The organism is Fibrobacter sp. UWB10 (assembly GCF_900182935.1).
In the GTDB taxonomy this organism is placed as follows: domain Bacteria; phylum Fibrobacterota; class Fibrobacteria; order Fibrobacterales; family Fibrobacteraceae; genus Fibrobacter; species Fibrobacter succinogenes_O.
Genome location: NZ_FXUE01000007.1, coordinates 1 through 17494 on the forward strand (window position 1 = coordinate 1; position 17494 = coordinate 17494).

Here is a 17494-nt window from a genome sequence, read left to right on the forward strand (position 1 = left end):
TTCGCCGCTATGTATTGCTACACCGCTCGACTTGCATGTATAAGACACGCCACCAGCGTTCGTTCTGAGCCAGGATCAAACTCTTCATTAATTTTCTAAAGTCTTGGTCCCGTTAATCACGTTCGTATCATTGACTATTCCAAGAAATTTCTTGGACCCGTCACTAAGCACATCTCCGATTCCTTCAATCTTCCCGGCGGCCTCGCGGGCCTCCGTTTCGCGTTCGTTTGAGCTCTTCAGCCCTCTCGTTCGCGGGTGAGGCCAATTATAGAACTTTACGCCGTGTCCGTCAAGGGGTTAAGGCAAAAAATTTCACTTTTTTTTCGATTTTTTTGAAATAACGGTATTCCGCCCGATTGCCCGCCATTCTATCAACACATTATCAACTTTTGCCACAAGCAAAAATCATTTTTTATATTTCGGAGGGAGAGGAAAACTGTTTATGGTTAGGAAAATTCAAGTCTTTATAGCAACAATTTTGACGGCCGCAGCTTTTTGCCAAGCGCAGATGGCTCTAAAAAAGAGTCAAAACGAGAAAATTCCCGTCATTAACAAGGAATTCTTGCTTTATAAAGGCTCAAAAGCAGACGCAGAAGCCCAGGAATCCCGCGAAGAACACAAGGACAGCGAAATTTCTGCCATAAATAAGGGATCTCAATTAAATCTCAGCAATCGTCAAGTTTCTGTTGCACAAATAGGATTATGCTTAGCAGCATCTATAATCAAATCCGCTACAGGCTCCGCAGAATCCGTTAACTGCGACTACACCCATTACGGAACACACTAGCCGCAGACAAATTGCAAACAAATTCCCTTATTGAGCTAAAGCTCTATAGTCATACCGCAGCGCATTTGTTCGGCGCGGTCGCCCAAAACTTCGTGCAGAATTTCAAACGCGCGATTTCCGGTGCAGTGCCCGGTATAAATCTTTTGGACATCTAGTTCGCGCAGGCGTTCGGCAAAGGCGCGTACCACTTCGTCTTTATAGCGGAACAAATGGAATCCGCCGAGAATCGCATAAATCTTTTTGCCGGGGAACGTAGCCTCGATTTCTTTTACGATGTTGTCTGCGCCGCCGTGGCTGCAACTGTTCATGACAAACAAGCCCTTAGGCGTATCGAATACGAGACTTTGTTCGTGATCAAAACTATCATAGTGGTACTTGCCGTTTTCTTTGACCGAAAGATGCGCACGTTCGCCAATCGCAGAGAGGCCCGGAGTCTTGTGCGGCACCAGATACACATTCGGCGCTATCTGCATGTCGCCTTCGGCAAAGCGGATGCGGTCTGCAAAGCGCTTTAAAAAGCCCTTGTGAATTCCGATGTATTCGTGGTAAGTAAATCGGCCCAGCAATTTGTGTGTATGATAGCAGTTTTCGCCCGCGCCCTTGCGCAAGTAAAAAGGCGCAATCTTGTTCGCATGAAAGAACTTGGCCATGCCATCGCTATGGTCAAAATGCGCATGACTCAAAATGCCCACATCAACCTTCGAAAGGTCCACGCCCATCACGCCCGCGTTTTTCGCGAACAAATGCGACGCTCCCGTATCGAGCAGGTAACGCTTGCCCTCGAATTCCACATACACCGACAAGCCCCATTCGCCAAAGAGCTTGCGGGAGCCACAGCAACTAGCGATATTATCTATCAGGACCTGAATCTTCATATTACAAAAGCCGGATTATTTGCAGTCAAGGCAAGTCCATTCTACGATACCGGAACCGTAGTTATTGAAACGAGCACGAGTGTAGCTTTCAATATCGATTAAGAATCCGATTTTGCCAGCATTTTTAGTGCAGCAGCCATCGCAATCGCTATCGGCGCACTTGTCGTAAACAACGGCATCAATCGTGTAGCCGCCCTTGCGAAGCCTAAAGGTCTTTAGTTTGTACGTATCCCAATCTTTTTCATGGATGGCGATAATGTTATGTTCGCTAACCCATTCTTCGGTCTGCTGATCTTCGAGGCCCGCAAACCAGCCCGCCCAAGTGCAGCCATTATAGTCTTCACATTCTTCGCTGCCGGGTTCCGGCCAAGAAGTATACCATGTAAGAGCGGCCCTATTCCATACGGTATCGGTAGAAGATTCGCTAGATTCAATTTCGGCACTTGACTCTGGCGCAGTTTCTGCGCTACTCGATTCTAGAACAGTTTCGGAGCTACTCAAAACAGCTTCTTCTGAGCTACTAGATGCGACTTCGGAACTGCTGAGTTCCTGAGCAGACGAACTTTCCGGTGCCGGCGAACTAGAATTATCGTCACTGCATGCGGCGAGCAATGCAATCGCAAGAATTGCACCACACAAATAGAATTTCATAGAGCCTCCTTTTTGCCCAAATACTTTTTAAAGCAATTTTCCGTCGCTAAAGGCGTTACCCACACGGCGCTCCATGACATAATAGCCATGACCCGCAGAGTCGTAGCACACGGGAGCGAGCTTTTCTACAGAAAGTTTGCCGGATTCATCGAGTACGGAATCGTCGACAGACACATTCACGATTTCGCCGAGCAAAAGTTCCGAATCTTCATTGTAGCTTACGAACTTGCATTCCAATGCGAGCGGGAGTTCAGCAATCAGCGGAGCATCCACATGAGCGCTCTTGACAGAGGTCAAGCCGGAATGAGCAAACTTGTCGGCGACCTTGTTGCCTGAGGTCACGCCCAGGTAATCAATCGCCTTGATGTTCTTGGCCGTCGCCATGCTGACGGTAAAAGCCTTGCGCGCAAGAATATTCGGCATGGTCTTATGGCTGTGAGCCACGTAAATGGCGACCTGGTTCGTGTCGCTGATAGAGCCCCAAGCGGCTACCATGGCATTCGTAGAACCGTCTTCGTTATACGTCGCAATCACCAATGTAGGCTGCGGGTACAAGTAAGCTTTAACACCGAGATCTTTGCGCATTGTTTGCTCCTTTTAAGTTCTTGATTTACAAGATATAAAAATTTTCCGATTTCATCGCTAATTTTCTCTATAACACAAAGCGTGTTATTTAGAATTAAAAACTTGAACTAACCGGCTAAAATTCGGCGATTTTCGTAAAATTCAGCGATTTTTGTGTTATAAGAACATTGACTTTTGTAATTGCAGAATCTAGTTTTATAAATATGAAGTCGGTCCTCGAATACAGAAATTACCACGCATTTATGCAGGATTACTACGACTCCCGCAAAAAAAGCGGAGCGTTTTCATGGCGTGAATTCAGCAAGAATGCCGGTTTTTCGTCTTCAAACTACCTGAAACTGGTTTGCATGGGCAAAAGCAAACTGAGCAAGGTCAAAACAGCCCAAGTTGCCAAAGCCATGGGGTTGATTGGTCACGAAGCCGAATACTTTGAACAACTCGTTATTTTCGGAAATGCCATAAAGGATAGCGTCAAAAAAACAGCTTTCTTGGAAATGTCAAGGATTGCCCAAGAGCACAAGGTTCGCGTTATCGACAGCGATGCATTCCAGTACTACGAATCCTGGAAATACCCCGTCATTCGCGAACTTGCCCCAATGATGCCCGACGCTCAGCCACGAAAAATCGCCGACGAATGCAAAGAGTATGTTTCGGCTGAAGAGGTCCGCGACATTCTCGCTTTCTTAGTGAAAGCAGGATTCCTCAAGAAAGACGGCGATAAAGTCTATTCGCAAACTGAAAAAGCAGTCGTCGGTTCGCCAGAAGCCCTCCCGATCGCCATTCGCGAAATGCACAAGGAAATGGGCAGCATGGCCGTGCGTGCAGTAGACCGATACAACGCAAGCGAGCGCTACTTTACAGGAATGACTATCGGTGTTAACGAAGAAACCTATTCACGAATTATCGACGAAATCAACATTTGCGCCAAGAAGATTGCCGCCATTGCAAACGAAAGCGACAACCCAAATCAAGTCTACGGATTGAATTTTCAACTTTTCCCTTTCACAAATAAGATTGAAGGAGAAAGCCATGCTTAACATTAAACAGAATTTCTACATGGCGGGAGCAATTGCCCTTATTACGCTTGCAGCCTGCTCCTCGGACAGCCCTACCACGGCTGGCTCCACGACTATTCCGAATGCGACTGCCGAAATCAGCAGTTCTTCGGACGAGGTGACAACAAGTTCCTCGGACAACGCAATTACTAGTTCAGCAGGCGAAGAAATAAATAGCAGTTCCTCGAACAACGAAACCATTGGAAAACAGGATATCATTTTCACCACTACGCCCACAGCAAAAAAAGCAATCTCCCAAGGCGAGGTCGTTGTTTACGGTAATGAAAATGGAGCGGAAGCAAGTTGTTCCGCAGGCAAGTACGCCAGCACGAAGAAATACCTGGCGAGAATCAGCATTGCCGACGGTGAAACCATGGAACGGACAATCGGGTTATACAACTTCGGAAGTGCCTGCAACGATATCTACAAGGCTTTCCAGGAATCGTGCAATTCCGGCTTGGTAGATGTCGCACCAGATGCAGTATGTAGCGGGAACGGAGACTTAAAGGCTTTCTGCTACGCTTCCAAAACTGATTCCGTTAGGACATGCAATGCAAGAGGCGAATGCATCACAGCAGGGCCGGATTCCACAATCAACTTCGACACGCTTCTTGAAAGTTTCACCAAGGAATCCAACGACATCTGCGGCACCATCGCAGACGGTGTAGACACGACAGAATACGACATTCCCAAATCGGAACCCGATAGCAGCACCAAGGCAAATTCCGGCAGGGTATTCATCCTTGAACCTAATACAGATAAACTAGATGTTACCGATGAAGAACGCGCAGTTCTAGATAGTCTTGCTGCGGCGTTCCCTGAAAAATACAGAATAGATGAAATCGACGGCATGACCTTATTCCTCAACTACGATGCCGAATACCGTTTTATGACAGCAGGCAAGAAGTTCATCCTTAACGAAGATGACAACACCTGTACCGGAAACATCTATCAAGAAGAATCCGGCGTAACGCGTTATATTTCAAAGTACGGAGATTGGCGTTCCACACACACGACAGTTCTTGTATCTAACAACGCAATCGTGTATTTGGTCAATGACGGTACCGGTTCCGCCAAGGAAGTTTTCCAAGCGGAATGCGAAGCGACAAACGGTTCTTACTATGAATATATCGAGAAGGCATTTGGATGCGCCGTAAAGAACTTCACGGAAATCCCATTCGCAACCATCGTCAGCGAACAGGAATCCATGAGCAGAAACAATTTCGATATTCTTCCAGAATTCACTCCAAGGACGTTCGCTAATTAGCGAAACCTACCTAGAGCCTTCCCTCAGTCTGAACGCCACGCAGGCGATGTCGACGACACGCGGGAGGCTCATTTCGCGGCTCATGCCCTGCGGCAGGTTACGGAAGCCTACGTTCTGGATTTTTTCGTGAAGCTTCTGGATAGTCGCGGCGACAGAATCACCGGCAGCAGAGGTATCGGACGATTCCGAATTGCTGGCGGCGTTCTGCAACAAGTTCAAAAGCACAAAGCCCGCCCCCAGGCGCTGCTGCTTGTCGACAAGCGTATTGAGGCGCGATGTGTCGGACACTAGGAACCCGATTTGCAACAAAGTATCGCCGGAAAGTTTTACCTTGACTTGGCGCTCGACCGCAGAGGTGGGGCGCACCGATTTTTGCAAAGGTTGCATGTAGGCTACAAACGGGCGCGCGCTTGAGGCCGCGGCTGTAGACTGTTGCGATTCCGGCGACTGCGAAGACTTTGCACATTCAGCCTTGTAGTTTGCCATGATCACGATGTTGTCGGCAAGGTCGAGATAGTCGCCGCAAGCGCCTGCCACCAGAATAAAGCTGTAGCCCTGAGCCGAGATTTCGCGGATGCGGTCGGTCAAGGGAATTAGCGGTTCGCGGTCATCGCCCAAGAGCTTGCGCACGCGAATGTCGCGAATCAAGAAGTTCACCGCCGAAGAATCCTCGTCGATCAAGAAGGTGCTGGCCCCCGCTTCCATAGCCTCGAGCAAGTTTGCAGCTTCGCTTGTTGAGCCCGACGCCGAAAGCGTATTGAAATTCTTAGTCGAAACGCCGCCCGGCAAGTCGCGCACGAACTGCGACAAGTCTGTGCCGCGCACGCTGCGGCCGTCTTCGACGCCCACGCGGAGTGCCGATTCGTCAATCACGATTCCTTCGCGGCCGTCGCCCGGAATATGCGGGTAGACCGCGCGGGTCAAGGCCTGCAGCAAAGTCGACTTTCCATGGAAGGCGCCACCCGTAATCACGGTGATTCCCTTCGGGATTCCCATGCCGCGAATTTCGCGACCGCACACATTCAAAGTCACCGCCATCTGTTCGGGAGCGGTAAACGGCACCGCACCTTCCAGCGGCAATTCGCTCAAGCCAGAGGCTCGCGGAAGCACTGCGCCATCGGGCACGAATGCACACAGCCCGCGACTTTCGAGCTGGGCCAAAATCTCCTTGCGTTCGGCGAGCACGCGGAAATGTTCCTGCAACGCGGCCTCGTCGGACTTGCTGTAATAAAGCCCTGCCGACACCAGGTCCGGCAACACCATCGTCAAAATTTCGGCAGCGACTTCGGCCTGAATCTTGCGGCCTTCGCCTGGGAGCCTTACCTGCAGGCAGGCCCGGAGCTCGCCGTTATCAATCCACAGGGAATTTCGCACCAGCATCTCGGGTCCAGCCGTATCGAATACAATGGCGGCATCCTTATCGGGATACTTTTCTTTAACCAGTCGCGAAAGTTTGCGGTGCAAGAAATCGCTTAACGCCAAGCGGCGTTCAAAAGAGCCACCCCATTCGCCCGCGTAACCGAGCATCGAAAGATTCGCCTTGATTACGACTCTAGAAGCCGGCGCATACGGGTCGCCTTGCACATGCAGGAATTCCAACGCAAAGTCGCCAAAATCCCATGGTTTGTCTGCAAGAGACTTGTAGAGACCATAATTTTTGCCATTTAAAGTGCGAATTTTCTGGTAAAGGGCTTTCATGCGTTGAAAAGTAGTTTTTTAAGGGCGCTTTTTTAGCACGCGTTTCCAAACTTTTGCACAAAAAAAAATTAAATTCCATAAAAACTTTATATTTTTAGAACAAACAAACAGGAGAAATCCATGAAAAAGCTTTACGTTTTTGCGCTTTTGGTCGCATTCCTCTTTACCGCCGCCGTCGCTGACGACGATCCACCTCCGCGCGGTAAGGCTGCAACTATTACCATCATTACCAACCCGCCTAACAGTGATGTGTTCCTCGGTGGCGAACCTCTCGGCAAGAGCCCGATCGAAAACATGAACGTGAAGTCTGGCCGCCAGACCCTCGTGGTGATCGACCAGGGTTACGAACTGGTGAACCAGCGCGTGAACATTTGGCCGGGTAACGATAAGCGCAACGTGTTCGACTTCGGCACCAAGATTCCTAAGGGTGCTATCAAGGTGACCACCATTCCGGGCAAGTGCCTTATCTACATTGACGGCGACAATGCCGACAAGACCGACGGCGCAGCTCTCACCATCAACAACCTCGATGCCGGTGACCACGTGATTCGCGCAGAATGCTCCAACCGCAAGTCTGCTGAAGCTCTCGTGACCGTGAAGGGCGAAGAAACGGTCGAAGTGACCCTCGACGCTTCTGGCAAGAAGAAGAAAAAGTAATTTCTCTCTCAGTGGTTTATACCATAAGCCTCCGACATAAGTCGGAGGCCTTTTTATTTATATTTAAAACATACTTAAGAAGGGAACACTCATGAAACGCCTCATATTGCTTGCCTTATCTGCACTGCTACTTTGCTCCTGCGCCAACAAGTCTCTTACCCGCTACGAGACTCTCGCCCCCGTGCTCAAAGAAGAGGGCTTCGAAGGCACCATCAAGAAAATCGAAAAAGAAAAGGACGACATTTACGGTGAAAAGAGCGCCTTCCTTTACCACTTCGACGAAGGCATGCTTTACCACTATGCCGGCAAGAACAAGGAAAGTATCAAGCACTTTGAACAGGCCGAACAGATTTACGAAGACTTGTACACCAAGTCCGTGACTAACGAAGCCGCGGCCCTTGCCACCAACGACAACATGCGCCCCTACAGGGCCCGCCCCTTTGAATTGCTGCTGATGTATCAGTACCAGATTTTGAACTATCTCGCCGTCGGGGATTTGGACGGGGCACTGGTCGAAGTCCGCAGGGCGCAAATCGCATCCGAAGCCCTTTACCAGAAAGACAAGGACAAGGTGAACGACAACGGCTGGCTGCGCTACCTGAGCGCACTCGTTTACGAAATGTCCGGCGAAGAAGATGACGCCGCCATCGCCTACCTAAAAGCCGCCAAGGCATTCGAAGAAGGCAACGTGAAAATGCCCAAGGAAGTCTGGGAATACATTAACGAAAGCCTCCGCAAAATGGACCGTGCAGACGACCTGAAGGCCTTAAAGACCCCGATGCTTGCCCAAACCCCTAAGGCCACGCAATCCCGCGAAAAAGGCCAGGAAATCATTGTGGTGGGCTATGCAGGCCACAGCCCCATTCTCGGCGAAATGTACCTGTCGGGTACCTTCGTAAGCGCAGGCGCCATCAACCTGACCTACAAAGACGGCGAAACCGGCAAAATTGAATCCTTCACGCTCGTTGCTCCCCCGGTGGCAGGCGCCGGCAGCAACACCTTCCATATCGGGTTCGCGCTCCCGCAAAAGAAGAAATTGCCCCAGCACACGAACATGTTCACCGTAAGCCTCGATGGCAGCAAGCACACCCAGATCGAAAAGGTGGCCAACATCGATGCCGAACTCGATAAGAACATGAAAGACGAAAACGCATCGACCATGATTCGTACCGCCACCCGCGTCGTGATTCGCACCATTGCCGCCCAGCAGGCCAAAAAGGCAACCAACACGGGCAACGGAATCTTTGACTTGGTGAAAAACATTGCCGTAGACGTGGGTCAAACCCAGCTGGAACAGGCAGACCTTCGAGTCGGTCTCTTTATGCCCAATTCAATCAACGTGACCCGCATTCCGGTCGACGCTGGCACCCACGAACTGGTCATTTCGGCCCTGGACAGCCAAGGAAGAGTGGTCGGAGAATACAAATTGGGCAAAGTTAAAGTCGCTAAGGGGCAGAAAAAAATTGTTCTCGTTCCATCTATTGAGTGATTTTAGTATTTTATGAAAAAATAGTATCCGCTTTTTGAAATAATAATGTAGTTTCAAAGGCAAACTTTAAGGAGCACTACTCATGAACTTAAAAGCATTAGTCGCTGCTGGCGCACTGCTCGCCACCCAATCCTTCGCTATCGTGGGCGTCGGTTTCCATTATGCACCCGGCCTCGGCACCTCGATGAAGTCCGCCGAACCGGCAAGCATCGCCAACAAGATTGAACTGAGCCACGAAGGCTTTGACGGCGTTATGCAAGGTTTCGGTTTCAAGGCATGGGTTGACCTGCTCCCCATCGTCGACATCGAAGCGACCATGAACATCCAGTTCGGCTCCTACGACGCTTCTCTCTGGGTTGAAGACCCGCTCAACGACACTAAGACCGAAATTCCCATGGAAATCGAATTGGGCGGTACTCCGTTTGGCAAGGCAAATCCCAAGTTTGTTGCCATGACGCTTGACTTCTCTGTCACTTACCCCATTACGTTCTTGCCGATCATTCGCCCCTACATTGGTGGCGGTCTTTCGGTCCACATGAACAGCTTCGTCCTGAACCAGGAGTTCGCCTCTAGCTTTGTCGAAGAGAGCACCCTCGACGAAGTAGCCGAAATCGTACTCGACCAGACCATGGACGACAAGGCCAAGTCCGAAGCTCTCAACAAGAAGGGCCAGGATATGAAGAAGCAGATTCAGGACAAGGCTGTTAAGGAAGGCTTGGAAAAGAGCGTTGGTGGCCACATTCTTATTGGTGCCCGCGCCAAGCTCCCGGTTATCCCGATTGCCGCATACGCAAACTTCAAGTACTACATTGGCGGCGACTATCCGGAAGAAATCGATGCCGGCAACATGACTGCTGAACTCGGTATCGGCTTTGCTCTTTAATCAAAAAAAATCCTAGGTAAAATAAATGACGACTGAAAATACTAGCACCACAAAGATTCTTATCATCGAAGATGAAATCGCCATTGCTGAAGGCCTGATCGACCTCTGCAAGTTGAATGGTTACAATGTCAAGCACTGCGCCGACGGCGAAAGCGGTCTTGCCGAAGCCCTCACCAAGCAGTACAACCTCGTTCTTTTGGACTTGATGCTCCCGGGCATGGACGGCTTTACCGTTTGCGACAAGATTCGCGAACAGGACAAGAGCCTCCCGATTATCATTCTTTCTGCAAAGAACGCAGACGACGACATCATCAACGGTCTCAAGTACGGCGCCGACGACTACATTCCGAAGCCGTTCTCCGTTCCGATGCTCTTGGCCCGTATCGATGCCGTGCTCCGTCGCAGCCGTCAGACCATGGAAAACGAAGGCAAGCTCGTTGCTGGCAGCCTGCGCGTGAACTTCCGCGAATACACCGGCACCCGCGGCACCGAAGAACTCGCCTTTACCCGTAAGGAAATCGAAATTCTTGAATACCTGTGGCGCAACCGCGACCACGCCGTTCCCCGTTCCGAACTGCTCCGCAAGGTCTGGGGTTACGAAAATGCTGATTCTGTGGACACCCGTACCGTGGACATCCACATTACCAAGCTCCGCAAGAAAATCGAAGACGATCCGTCGCACCCGAAACTCTTGGTCACCTTCCGTGGAGAAGGCTACCAGATGCGTTCTGCACCTGAATGCGACAAGTAAAAGTCAAACTAGCTGCGGCTTTAACGTACTTCAAAAAACACCAGGCAATCATCATGGAGCGCCTGGTGTTTATTTCCATTTTCTTGGTCATCGCAATTCCCTTGACCATCTTGTTCGTCAAGACATACGAGCAATCCACGGCGCTCGAAGAAAAGAAAGTTGAAGAACGCATCGACGCCGCCTACGAAAGTCTCAAACTCAGACTCTCTTCGGACTTTAATCTGGAAAACAGCCGTTCCTATAAGGACTACGGCATTCTGAACTCGATTACCGTGATTGGCGGTAACAGCCGACTCTTCTCGGAATTCTTCTCGTTCCCGGATTCTAGCGGACCGTACTGCGACTTCGACTCGCTGTTCCGCCAGTGTCGCAAGGGTTTGCTCGGGCATTTCCAGATTTCGCATAGCGGCGAACTTTTGACGCCTTTCTACCCCGACACGAGTACCGGCATCGGTAAATCCATGTGGGACAACTTCTCGTTTGACGACCAGGAACAGCGCAAAAAAACCCGCGACCTGATTCAGTACCTGCTCATAAAGCTCGACATTCGAAACGGACTCCCCAAGCGCACGGTGCAGACGGTCGACTCGACCGAAGCGATTGACCAACTGTACGACGAAATTCCAGACCTGCAGATTCCCACCCGCGTGGAACTCACCTCTGAAGAAGAAGCTTTGACCTACATGGCTGAAACGGCCAAGAACGATACGACCGTTACGCCCGACATTCCGATTTTCACCGGTAGCAACACGAACGTCAACATTACGGACCTCAAGATTCGCATGACGACGGACTACATCGTGTTCTTCCGTACGATTTATATCGGCATGCTCCCGATTGTGCAGGGCTTTGTCGTCGACAAGAATATCTACCTGAACTACATGACTCAGGAAGAACAGCTCGCCTACGCCAAGTTGCCTTACGCGATTGAATTGGTGTACGAAGACACAGTGCTCTTGACTATCGGCAAGAACAACGCCGAATACGAGCTTAGGACCAAGCGCCCGCTGCCGCCGCCCTACGACAAGATTGTCTTCAAGATGTACTCCAGCGAAATCAGCGGATCTGCAGACTTGACCATTCTGTTTAGCGGCTTGATTCTGTTGATTGTGATTGCGGTATGCCTGATTACGATTTACCGTTTTACGCAGAGCAAGGTGGCACTTGCCGCCAAGCGTCAGGACTTTGTGTCTGCCATTACGCATGAACTTAAAACGCCGCTGACCGCCATCAAGATGTATGCAGAACTGTTGCAGAATTCTTGGGTGGCAAGCGAAGAAAAGAAACAGCGTTACTACGGCCAGATTGCAAGCGAAGCCGACCGACTTTCGCGCCTGATCCAGAACGTGCTTAACTTGTCCAAACTCGATGGAAACCGCTGGAACGTACAGTTGCGCAAGGAACGCCCGAAGGCTGTGCTTGACGACTTTGTAGCGACCTACAGCAAGAACATCGAAAAGCAAGGATTCGAGCTCACTGTGTCTACCGACACCGATGCCGATAACGTGGCACTCCTGATCGACCGCGACGCCGTGATGCAGATTCTGATGAACCTGGTGGACAACTCGCTTAAGTTCTCGAAAAACGCAAGCTACAAGATGATTAGCATCGAGCTGCGCGTGAACAACGGCGACATGTACCTTGCCGTGCGCGACTACGGCCCAGGCATTCCGGCATCTGAAATGAAAAAAGTGTTCCAGGAATTCTACCGTGTCGAAAACGAAATGACGCGTTCTACAAGCGGAACGGGTATCGGTCTTTCGATGGTGAAAAAACTCTGTACGCTCACCAACATGAAAATCGATATCGAAAATGCAGGCCCTGGTCTCAGAACCAAGATTCACTTCCCGCCGCTCGACATTTAGTAATTACGGAATTTGAACAAATCCAAATAATATTTAACAACCTTTGTAAAATTCGCCCCGGATTTAAGTCCGGGGCGTTTTAAGTAACAATTATCTAAAGAAAATGTTTCATCGCGGCGGTCCATTTTTTAGTATTTTTAGGTCGCTTAGATGTATTCTAAAGGTAATACGAGGAGCATGTCATGACGCAAGAAGACATCTTGAATAATCCGGAAAAATACGACCTCTCTATTGAGACGGTTGGAAAGGGGACTTTAAAATCGCCCATGAAGGGAGTCCCGTTCGTATCGGAAGCTGACCGAGTGAGCCTTACGGCCGACGTTAGCCGCATTCAAGATTTTTGCAAGCGCGGGCTTGAAATTCCGTCGCTCGAAGCAGCCGGCCCCCGCGAAACGATTTTCCACGACCCCGCCTGGACGCGTGCAGGTATTGTGACTTGCGGCGGTCTTTGCCCGGGCTTGAACAACGTAATCAAGGGTCTTGTGCAGGTGCTGTGGTTTGACTACGGCGTGCGCAACATCTTTGGTATTCCGTACGGCTACCGTGGTTTGAACCCGGCCTACGGTTATTCCCCGATGATCTTGAACCCCGACGTGGTGGACGCCATCCAGGAAGACGGCGGTACCATTCTCGGAAGCTCCCGCGGAAACCAGGACGCCAAGATCATGGTCGACACCTTGATGCGCCTGAACATTAACGTGCTGTTCTGCATTGGCGGCGACGGCACGCTCCGAGGCGCCCACGACATTGCCCAAGAAATCAAGAAGCGCAAGCAGCCTATTTCGGTGATTGGCATTCCGAAGACAATCGACAACGACTTGAACCTGATTGACCGCACCTTCGGTTTCGAAACTGCCGTGCTCAGCGCCACCGACGTGATTACCAGCGCCCACAACGAAGCTAACGGCGCCTTTAACGGCCTTGGCCTGGTGAAGCTCATGGGTCGCGATTCCGGCTTTATTGCCGCCTACGCAGCGCTCGCCACGACGGTCGTGAACATTTGCCTGGTACCCGAAGTACCCTTTACGCTCGACGGGCTCTTCAAGGCCCTGGAAAGCCGCTACAGCAGCGGTAAGACGCATGCCGTGGTGACCGTTGCCGAAGGTGCCGGTCAGGAACTGTTCAAGGACCAGCCCGAACGCAGGGATGCTAGCGGAAACATCTTGAAGAACGACATTGGCGAATTCCTGACGCGTAAGATCAAGGAACACTTCGACAAGGTCGGCAAAGAAATCAATATCAAGTACTTTGACCCGAGCTACATGGTGCGTAGCATTCCGGCTCAAGGTACCGACGCTATTTTCTGTTTTCAGCTCGCCGAAGCCGCCGTACATGCAGGTATGGCCGGCAAGACCGACATGGTCGTGGGCAGCATGAACAACGCTTTCTCGCACGTGCCTATCGAATACGCCGTCAGCGAACGTAAGAAGATTAACCCGAACGGTGCGCTCTGGCACGCCGTTCTCGGTATCACGCGCCAGCAGGATTACTTCTCCGGTAAGGGGAAGGGGAAGTAACCCTTAAACTCAAAAGAGGAAACAAAAAGCAATGCTAAAACAAGAAGATAAAGTCCTTATTCGCACTGCACTCATGGAATATCGCTATCTTTTATTCAAGACTTACCACGGTACCGACGACGAAAAGGTACGCATCGCCCAGTTGAATAAAGTCTTGCAGAACTGGAAAGTGTAGTTTGGCAAAAAGGGGAAAATGAAACGATTCTTGGCAACATTGCTGGTGTTTGCATTTAGCGGAACTGCATTGGCAAACGAAGACTTGCGTATTGCAGATTCCTGCTATACAGCACGCGCCGAGCGTGCCATTGGCGACAAGGCAAACGCCAAGAACGCAACGCTCATGATCGATAGCTACCGCAAGGCAATGAAGGACCCCTCTGTCGAAGAGAAGGCCACCGAAGGCTACGTGAAGAGTTTGTTTTTCTCTTTCCGCTTTGTGCACTTTGAAAAGCACCAGCGCAAGGCCAAACTGGACAGCCTAAAGACTATCAGCGAGTCCGCCTACCAGAAGTTCCCGAAAAACCGGGAAATTGCGCACGTGTACGCGAGCGCCCTTTCTATGTGGGGTAACGAACGCGGCGCCCTTACCTCGGTCAAGGAAGGCGTTGCCACCACCGTGCGCGACGTGGCCATTATGGCCGAAGACTACCAGGTGCTTGGCCGTGCCCACTTTGTGTTGCCCTACGTGCCGCTGGTGCTGTCGTGGCCCGACAAAAAGCTTGCCGACAAATACTTGAGCCTTGCGCTCGAAAAGAATCCGCGCGACCTTTACAACTACTTCTTTTTAGCGGAACTGCGCTTTGACCAGAAACGCTATGCCGACGCCTTGAACATTATCGACCGCGGCCTTTCTCGCGGAATCCGCACCAACTTCTTCTTGGAAGACAAGCGTGGCCGTTGGCAGCTCAAGGAACTGCAAAAGAAAATCAACGCCAAGCTCGACAAGAAATAGTCTTTAGCCTAAAAATTTTTGGGATATAAAAAAGCACCGCGTTGAGCGGTGCCTTTTTATGGTTTTATGGTTTCTAAAGTTGGAGAATTATTACTCGTCTTGATATTCCGAGCCAAAAGATTCTTCATCTGCTGTATCTGTACAGCAACTGGCTTCCAAAATGCTCGGGCCATAATCCATTTCAACGACTTCCATGACGGGCTTGCGATACACTTTCTTTTCGTTATTCATTTTAAACTCCTGCTGCATCATTTGGCAATCCCCTTCTTGTTAAAGAATACGCCCTTGGTGGTAGGCTTGTGGTTTGTGCTGCGGCCCTTGAGGTCAATCCAGCGGTTAATCTTAATTGCACCCGTGACCGTGTTCATACGGCCAATGGCCATCGGCTTTTCGCCTTCGTCAACAAATTCGACATCGATAACTTCGGGCATATCTTCAATGGAACTTACTTCACCCTTGGCTAACGGACGGCTAAGACGAACATCCGCATTTACCTTGCGCACATAAGCGCGCATCGGATAGGCATAAGCGCCTGCGCCAACCTTGACATATTGGCCAGCAGTGTAATTGGCGCTATTTTCGCTAGCAAGAGCGTAGGCAAGCCCAATTTCTTCATCATTAGAATTCCAAGTCTTATATTCATAGGTTCCCTTGAAAATCCACTTATGACTATCATCTTCTTGTTCTGCAATAGTGGCAGTCTGGAATTCAGCCTTACCACCATTCAGATTGAACGTAAGTTCGCTTCCATCCTCAACGATAACTGCATAAGGAGTATTAGCATCCGGGAGTGCATTCGGATTCGGTTCCTTCAACTTAATATTTCTGAAAATAGCCTTCCATTTGCAATTGTTATCAATCTTAACAACTTCCTTAAGGTAGTAGAACTTACCGTTTGTCGTAGCACCTTCAGGCAGCTGGAACGGCAACACGATGGTAGCCGGAGTTCTTGCGGTAAACACGCGATCGTATACAACCGCATCCACTTCAATGGGGTTCGAAATGCTAATAGCGTCTTCTTGAGCATCACTGATCTTAGCAACAGTATAGCCAGTGGCTTCATTTTTATAGAAATCAACTCCCGCAGTGGGCAGTGTAGAATTCTTCGTTAAGACTCGTGCATACGCTCTCAAAATATCGTCCAAGCCATTGTCATTTGTATTGACGCAAATGGTCGCCTTATTGCTTGAAACATACACAACATCATTATTGGTTGCTTTCGTCACCTTTAAAAGCGTATCGGTGCTGTTGCTTTCTCCATTCAAAACGGCCACTGTATCACCTTCTGCAAGCACATCATCGAATGTAACATACATCATGGTTCCTGCGGGAGATGTCAAAGTTGTCGTTTTATTAACCTTGCTTGCTGAAGGAGATGCATGCATTTCAAGGTAGTCTACGCCATCAGTAAACGAATAAGCCCCCGGCCCGTCAGTACCGATATCCATAGCAACGTCTATAGTCAATTCAATGTCTTTGCCGCCAGACGGACGCTTTTCCCAAAACTCAATTTGCATCGGTTGATTATAAGTCCATGCCTTGAGATCTGATGATGTTGTTTCTACATATATCGAATGCTTACTACTAAGATTGACACGTTCAGTTCCTGGATCAACAATGAGACGCATATTGTTTCCAGTAACAAATCCCGACAAATGGAGAAAATCTCCATTCTGGGGCGTCACAATAAGTCTTACACTACAGTTTCTATTATCATCGCAAGGAAATTCAGAAGCAGATCCAGTTACCCCACCATCATCGTACACCTTGAAAGATTTCACTCCTACAGGAATCGTCAAATTAGCAGTTATCTTTTCAGTTGTGCTTGTCTCCGATGGTTTCGGCAGATTCACATAATAACCATTAATATCATCCCCTTGAAGTTCAACTAAAATTGTTTTCTCTGTATTGGCGGCCCAGGCAGAGGTTGTTGCCATGCCCATTGCAAGCAAGGCAGGAAGGCTCAAAAATTGGCTTTTGAGATTCATAGTATTTTCCCTTCTAGATTAAAAAGGCACACCCCGTTATGAGAGTGTGTCGAAAAATTTGCCATATGGCAAGTTTTAAGCATGGTCAGGAAGATCATACCCGTACAACATGAAAATAAACTTACCGTAATCATATAGTAAACTTAATTTTTACTATACAATCCGTCAAGTAAACTTCCGTTTACAATACAGCTATTTTCATGCCAATCTTAGAGTTAGACCAGCGGGTCAGGTCCGTCAACCAGATTTTCGCCAATGGGCCCGTGGATCACTGGCGTTTTATCGCCATCGCTACTCTGCAAAAGGGTAGAACGCTGTTCCAAACGGAACACCTTCATTTCAGGGGCATTATATTCTTTTTTCATCATGGGTAAGTATCTCCAAAAACAGCTTCAACTTCATCGTCAGGATTACAGCCACTTTGGCATAATAATTCCTCCTGTCGATTCATCACAATCACATCCATCTCGGGCT

The 17494-nt window shown here is 49.5% G+C and carries 18 protein-coding genes and 1 rRNA gene; 11 read left to right on the forward strand and 8 right to left on the reverse strand.

Going from position 1 to position 17494, the window contains the following annotated elements; translation table 11 throughout:
• Positions 1–91 (reverse strand): 16S ribosomal RNA (locus QOL41_RS13295); the annotation flags it as partial.
• A gap of 351 nt (positions 92–442) precedes the next feature.
• Between QOL41_RS13295 and QOL41_RS13300 the strand changes: the two genes are divergently transcribed.
• A complete protein-coding gene (locus QOL41_RS13300) occupies positions 443–787 on the forward strand; it encodes a hypothetical protein (RefSeq protein WP_283430150.1) in 345 nt (114 codons plus the stop codon).
• Between the two features lie 35 nt (positions 788–822).
• On the opposite strand, the gene QOL41_RS13305 is transcribed toward QOL41_RS13300, so the two are convergent.
• From QOL41_RS13305 to QOL41_RS13315, 3 genes are read right to left on the reverse strand one after another with little or no spacing between them, the layout of a single operon-like run.
• Positions 823–1662: an MBL fold metallo-hydrolase gene (locus QOL41_RS13305; RefSeq protein ID WP_283430151.1), complete on the reverse strand. Its 840-nt coding sequence runs from the start codon at positions 1660–1662 to the stop codon at positions 823–825.
• A 15-nt stretch (positions 1663–1677) separates the two neighbouring features.
• Positions 1678–2313: a hypothetical protein gene (locus QOL41_RS13310; RefSeq protein WP_283430152.1), complete on the reverse strand. Its 636-nt coding sequence runs from the start codon at positions 2311–2313 to the stop codon at positions 1678–1680.
• A 27-nt stretch (positions 2314–2340) separates the two neighbouring features.
• Positions 2341–2898, reverse strand: coding sequence for a flavin reductase family protein (locus QOL41_RS13315; protein WP_283430153.1), 558 nt, complete (start codon positions 2896–2898; stop codon positions 2341–2343).
• A 203-nt stretch (positions 2899–3101) separates the two neighbouring features.
• On the opposite strand from QOL41_RS13315, the gene QOL41_RS13320 reads away from it, so the two are divergent.
• Both QOL41_RS13320 and QOL41_RS13325 read left to right on the forward strand, forming a co-directional pair.
• Positions 3102–3935: a TIGR02147 family protein gene (locus QOL41_RS13320; RefSeq protein WP_173654838.1), complete on the forward strand. Its 834-nt coding sequence runs from the start codon at positions 3102–3104 to the stop codon at positions 3933–3935.
• Positions 3928–5220 carry a hypothetical protein gene (locus QOL41_RS13325; protein ID WP_173654837.1) on the forward strand — a complete coding sequence of 431 codons (1293 nt, stop codon included), beginning with the start codon at positions 3928–3930 and terminating at the stop codon, positions 5218–5220. Before QOL41_RS13320 ends, QOL41_RS13325 begins: the two co-directional genes overlap by 8 nt.
• 6 nt (positions 5221–5226) lie before the next feature.
• Here the strand turns inward: QOL41_RS13325 and QOL41_RS13330 are convergent, their stop codons facing one another.
• Complete coding sequence (locus QOL41_RS13330; RefSeq protein WP_283430154.1) at positions 5227–6918, reverse strand: ABC-ATPase domain-containing protein; 1692 nt, start codon at positions 6916–6918, stop codon at positions 5227–5229.
• Between the two features lie 120 nt (positions 6919–7038).
• On the opposite strand from QOL41_RS13330, the gene QOL41_RS13335 reads away from it, so the two are divergent.
• The 8 genes from QOL41_RS13335 to QOL41_RS13370 all read left to right on the forward strand — a co-directional run bounded on the left by QOL41_RS13335 (position 7039) and on the right by QOL41_RS13370 (position 15032).
• Positions 7039–7575: a PEGA domain-containing protein gene (locus QOL41_RS13335; protein WP_283430155.1), complete on the forward strand. Its 537-nt coding sequence runs from the start codon at positions 7039–7041 to the stop codon at positions 7573–7575.
• A 91-nt stretch (positions 7576–7666) separates the two neighbouring features.
• Positions 7667–9064 carry a COG3014 family protein gene (locus QOL41_RS13340; RefSeq protein WP_283430156.1) on the forward strand — a complete coding sequence of 466 codons (1398 nt, stop codon included), beginning with the start codon at positions 7667–7669 and terminating at the stop codon, positions 9062–9064.
• A gap of 82 nt (positions 9065–9146) precedes the next feature.
• A complete protein-coding gene (locus QOL41_RS13345) occupies positions 9147–9947 on the forward strand; it encodes a hypothetical protein (RefSeq protein ID WP_173654198.1) in 801 nt (266 codons plus the stop codon).
• Between the two features lie 25 nt (positions 9948–9972).
• The gene (locus QOL41_RS13350; RefSeq protein ID WP_088629015.1) at positions 9973–10698 is read left to right on the forward strand and encodes a response regulator transcription factor; all 726 of its coding nucleotides are present in this window, start codon (positions 9973–9975) and stop codon (positions 10696–10698) included.
• A gap of 65 nt (positions 10699–10763) precedes the next feature.
• Entirely contained in the window at positions 10764–12563 is a 1800-nt protein-coding gene (locus QOL41_RS13355; protein WP_283430157.1) for a sensor histidine kinase, read from the forward strand.
• A 182-nt stretch (positions 12564–12745) separates the two neighbouring features.
• Entirely contained in the window at positions 12746–14080 is a 1335-nt protein-coding gene (locus QOL41_RS13360) for an ATP-dependent 6-phosphofructokinase (RefSeq protein ID WP_283430158.1), read from the forward strand.
• A 31-nt stretch (positions 14081–14111) separates the two neighbouring features.
• The gene (locus tag QOL41_RS13365) at positions 14112–14255 is read left to right on the forward strand and encodes a hypothetical protein (protein ID WP_163439142.1); all 144 of its coding nucleotides are present in this window, start codon (positions 14112–14114) and stop codon (positions 14253–14255) included.
• A gap of 18 nt (positions 14256–14273) precedes the next feature.
• Positions 14274–15032 carry a hypothetical protein gene (locus QOL41_RS13370; protein ID WP_283430159.1) on the forward strand — a complete coding sequence of 253 codons (759 nt, stop codon included), beginning with the start codon at positions 14274–14276 and terminating at the stop codon, positions 15030–15032.
• Positions 15033–15122: 90 nt separating this feature from the next.
• Here QOL41_RS13370 and QOL41_RS13375 read toward each other — a convergent pair whose 3' ends face one another.
• From QOL41_RS13375 to QOL41_RS13385, 3 genes are all read right to left on the reverse strand, one after another.
• Positions 15123–15263: a hypothetical protein gene (locus QOL41_RS13375; protein WP_283430160.1), complete on the reverse strand. Its 141-nt coding sequence runs from the start codon at positions 15261–15263 to the stop codon at positions 15123–15125.
• Between the two features lie 17 nt (positions 15264–15280).
• The gene (locus QOL41_RS13380; protein ID WP_283430161.1) at positions 15281–16660 is read right to left on the reverse strand and encodes a hypothetical protein; all 1380 of its coding nucleotides are present in this window, start codon (positions 16658–16660) and stop codon (positions 15281–15283) included.
• 575 nt (positions 16661–17235) lie between these two features.
• Positions 17236–17388, reverse strand: a complete 153-nt coding sequence (locus QOL41_RS13385) for a hypothetical protein (RefSeq protein ID WP_173654203.1) — start codon at positions 17386–17388, stop codon at positions 17236–17238.
• Positions 17389–17494 lie beyond the last annotated feature (106 nt).

What these genes read in the sequence shown, in the direction of transcription:
- QOL41_RS13375 (WP_283430160.1), bottom strand. Translation starts at nt 15,263, where the DNA reads ATGAATAACGAAAAGAAAGTGTATCGCAAGCCCGTCATGGAAGTCGTT.
- QOL41_RS13320 (WP_173654838.1), top strand. Translation starts at nt 3,102, where the DNA reads ATGAAGTCGGTCCTCGAATACAGAAATTACCACGCATTTATGCAGGAT.
- QOL41_RS13335 (WP_283430155.1), top strand. Translation starts at nt 7,039, where the DNA reads ATGAAAAAGCTTTACGTTTTTGCGCTTTTGGTCGCATTCCTCTTTACC.
- QOL41_RS13315 (WP_283430153.1), bottom strand. Translation starts at nt 2,898, where the DNA reads ATGCGCAAAGATCTCGGTGTTAAAGCTTACTTGTACCCGCAGCCTACA.
- QOL41_RS13330 (WP_283430154.1), bottom strand. Translation starts at nt 6,918, where the DNA reads ATGAAAGCCCTTTACCAGAAAATTCGCACTTTAAATGGCAAAAATTAT.
- QOL41_RS13365 (WP_163439142.1), top strand. Translation starts at nt 14,112, where the DNA reads ATGCTAAAACAAGAAGATAAAGTCCTTATTCGCACTGCACTCATGGAA.
- QOL41_RS13360 (WP_283430158.1), top strand. Translation starts at nt 12,746, where the DNA reads ATGACGCAAGAAGACATCTTGAATAATCCGGAAAAATACGACCTCTCT.
- QOL41_RS13300 (WP_283430150.1), top strand. Translation starts at nt 443, where the DNA reads ATGGTTAGGAAAATTCAAGTCTTTATAGCAACAATTTTGACGGCCGCA.
- QOL41_RS13325 (WP_173654837.1), top strand. Translation starts at nt 3,928, where the DNA reads ATGCTTAACATTAAACAGAATTTCTACATGGCGGGAGCAATTGCCCTT.
- QOL41_RS13385 (WP_173654203.1), bottom strand. Translation starts at nt 17,388, where the DNA reads ATGATGAAAAAAGAATATAATGCCCCTGAAATGAAGGTGTTCCGTTTG.
- QOL41_RS13350 (WP_088629015.1), top strand. Translation starts at nt 9,973, where the DNA reads ATGACGACTGAAAATACTAGCACCACAAAGATTCTTATCATCGAAGAT.
- QOL41_RS13305 (WP_283430151.1), bottom strand. Translation starts at nt 1,662, where the DNA reads ATGAAGATTCAGGTCCTGATAGATAATATCGCTAGTTGCTGTGGCTCC.
- QOL41_RS13380 (WP_283430161.1), bottom strand. Translation starts at nt 16,660, where the DNA reads ATGCGTCTCATTGTTGATCCAGGAACTGAACGTGTCAATCTTAGTAGT.
- QOL41_RS13345 (WP_173654198.1), top strand. Translation starts at nt 9,147, where the DNA reads ATGAACTTAAAAGCATTAGTCGCTGCTGGCGCACTGCTCGCCACCCAA.
- QOL41_RS13370 (WP_283430159.1), top strand. Translation starts at nt 14,274, where the DNA reads ATGAAACGATTCTTGGCAACATTGCTGGTGTTTGCATTTAGCGGAACT.
- QOL41_RS13340 (WP_283430156.1), top strand. Translation starts at nt 7,667, where the DNA reads ATGAAACGCCTCATATTGCTTGCCTTATCTGCACTGCTACTTTGCTCC.
- QOL41_RS13310 (WP_283430152.1), bottom strand. Translation starts at nt 2,313, where the DNA reads ATGAAATTCTATTTGTGTGGTGCAATTCTTGCGATTGCATTGCTCGCC.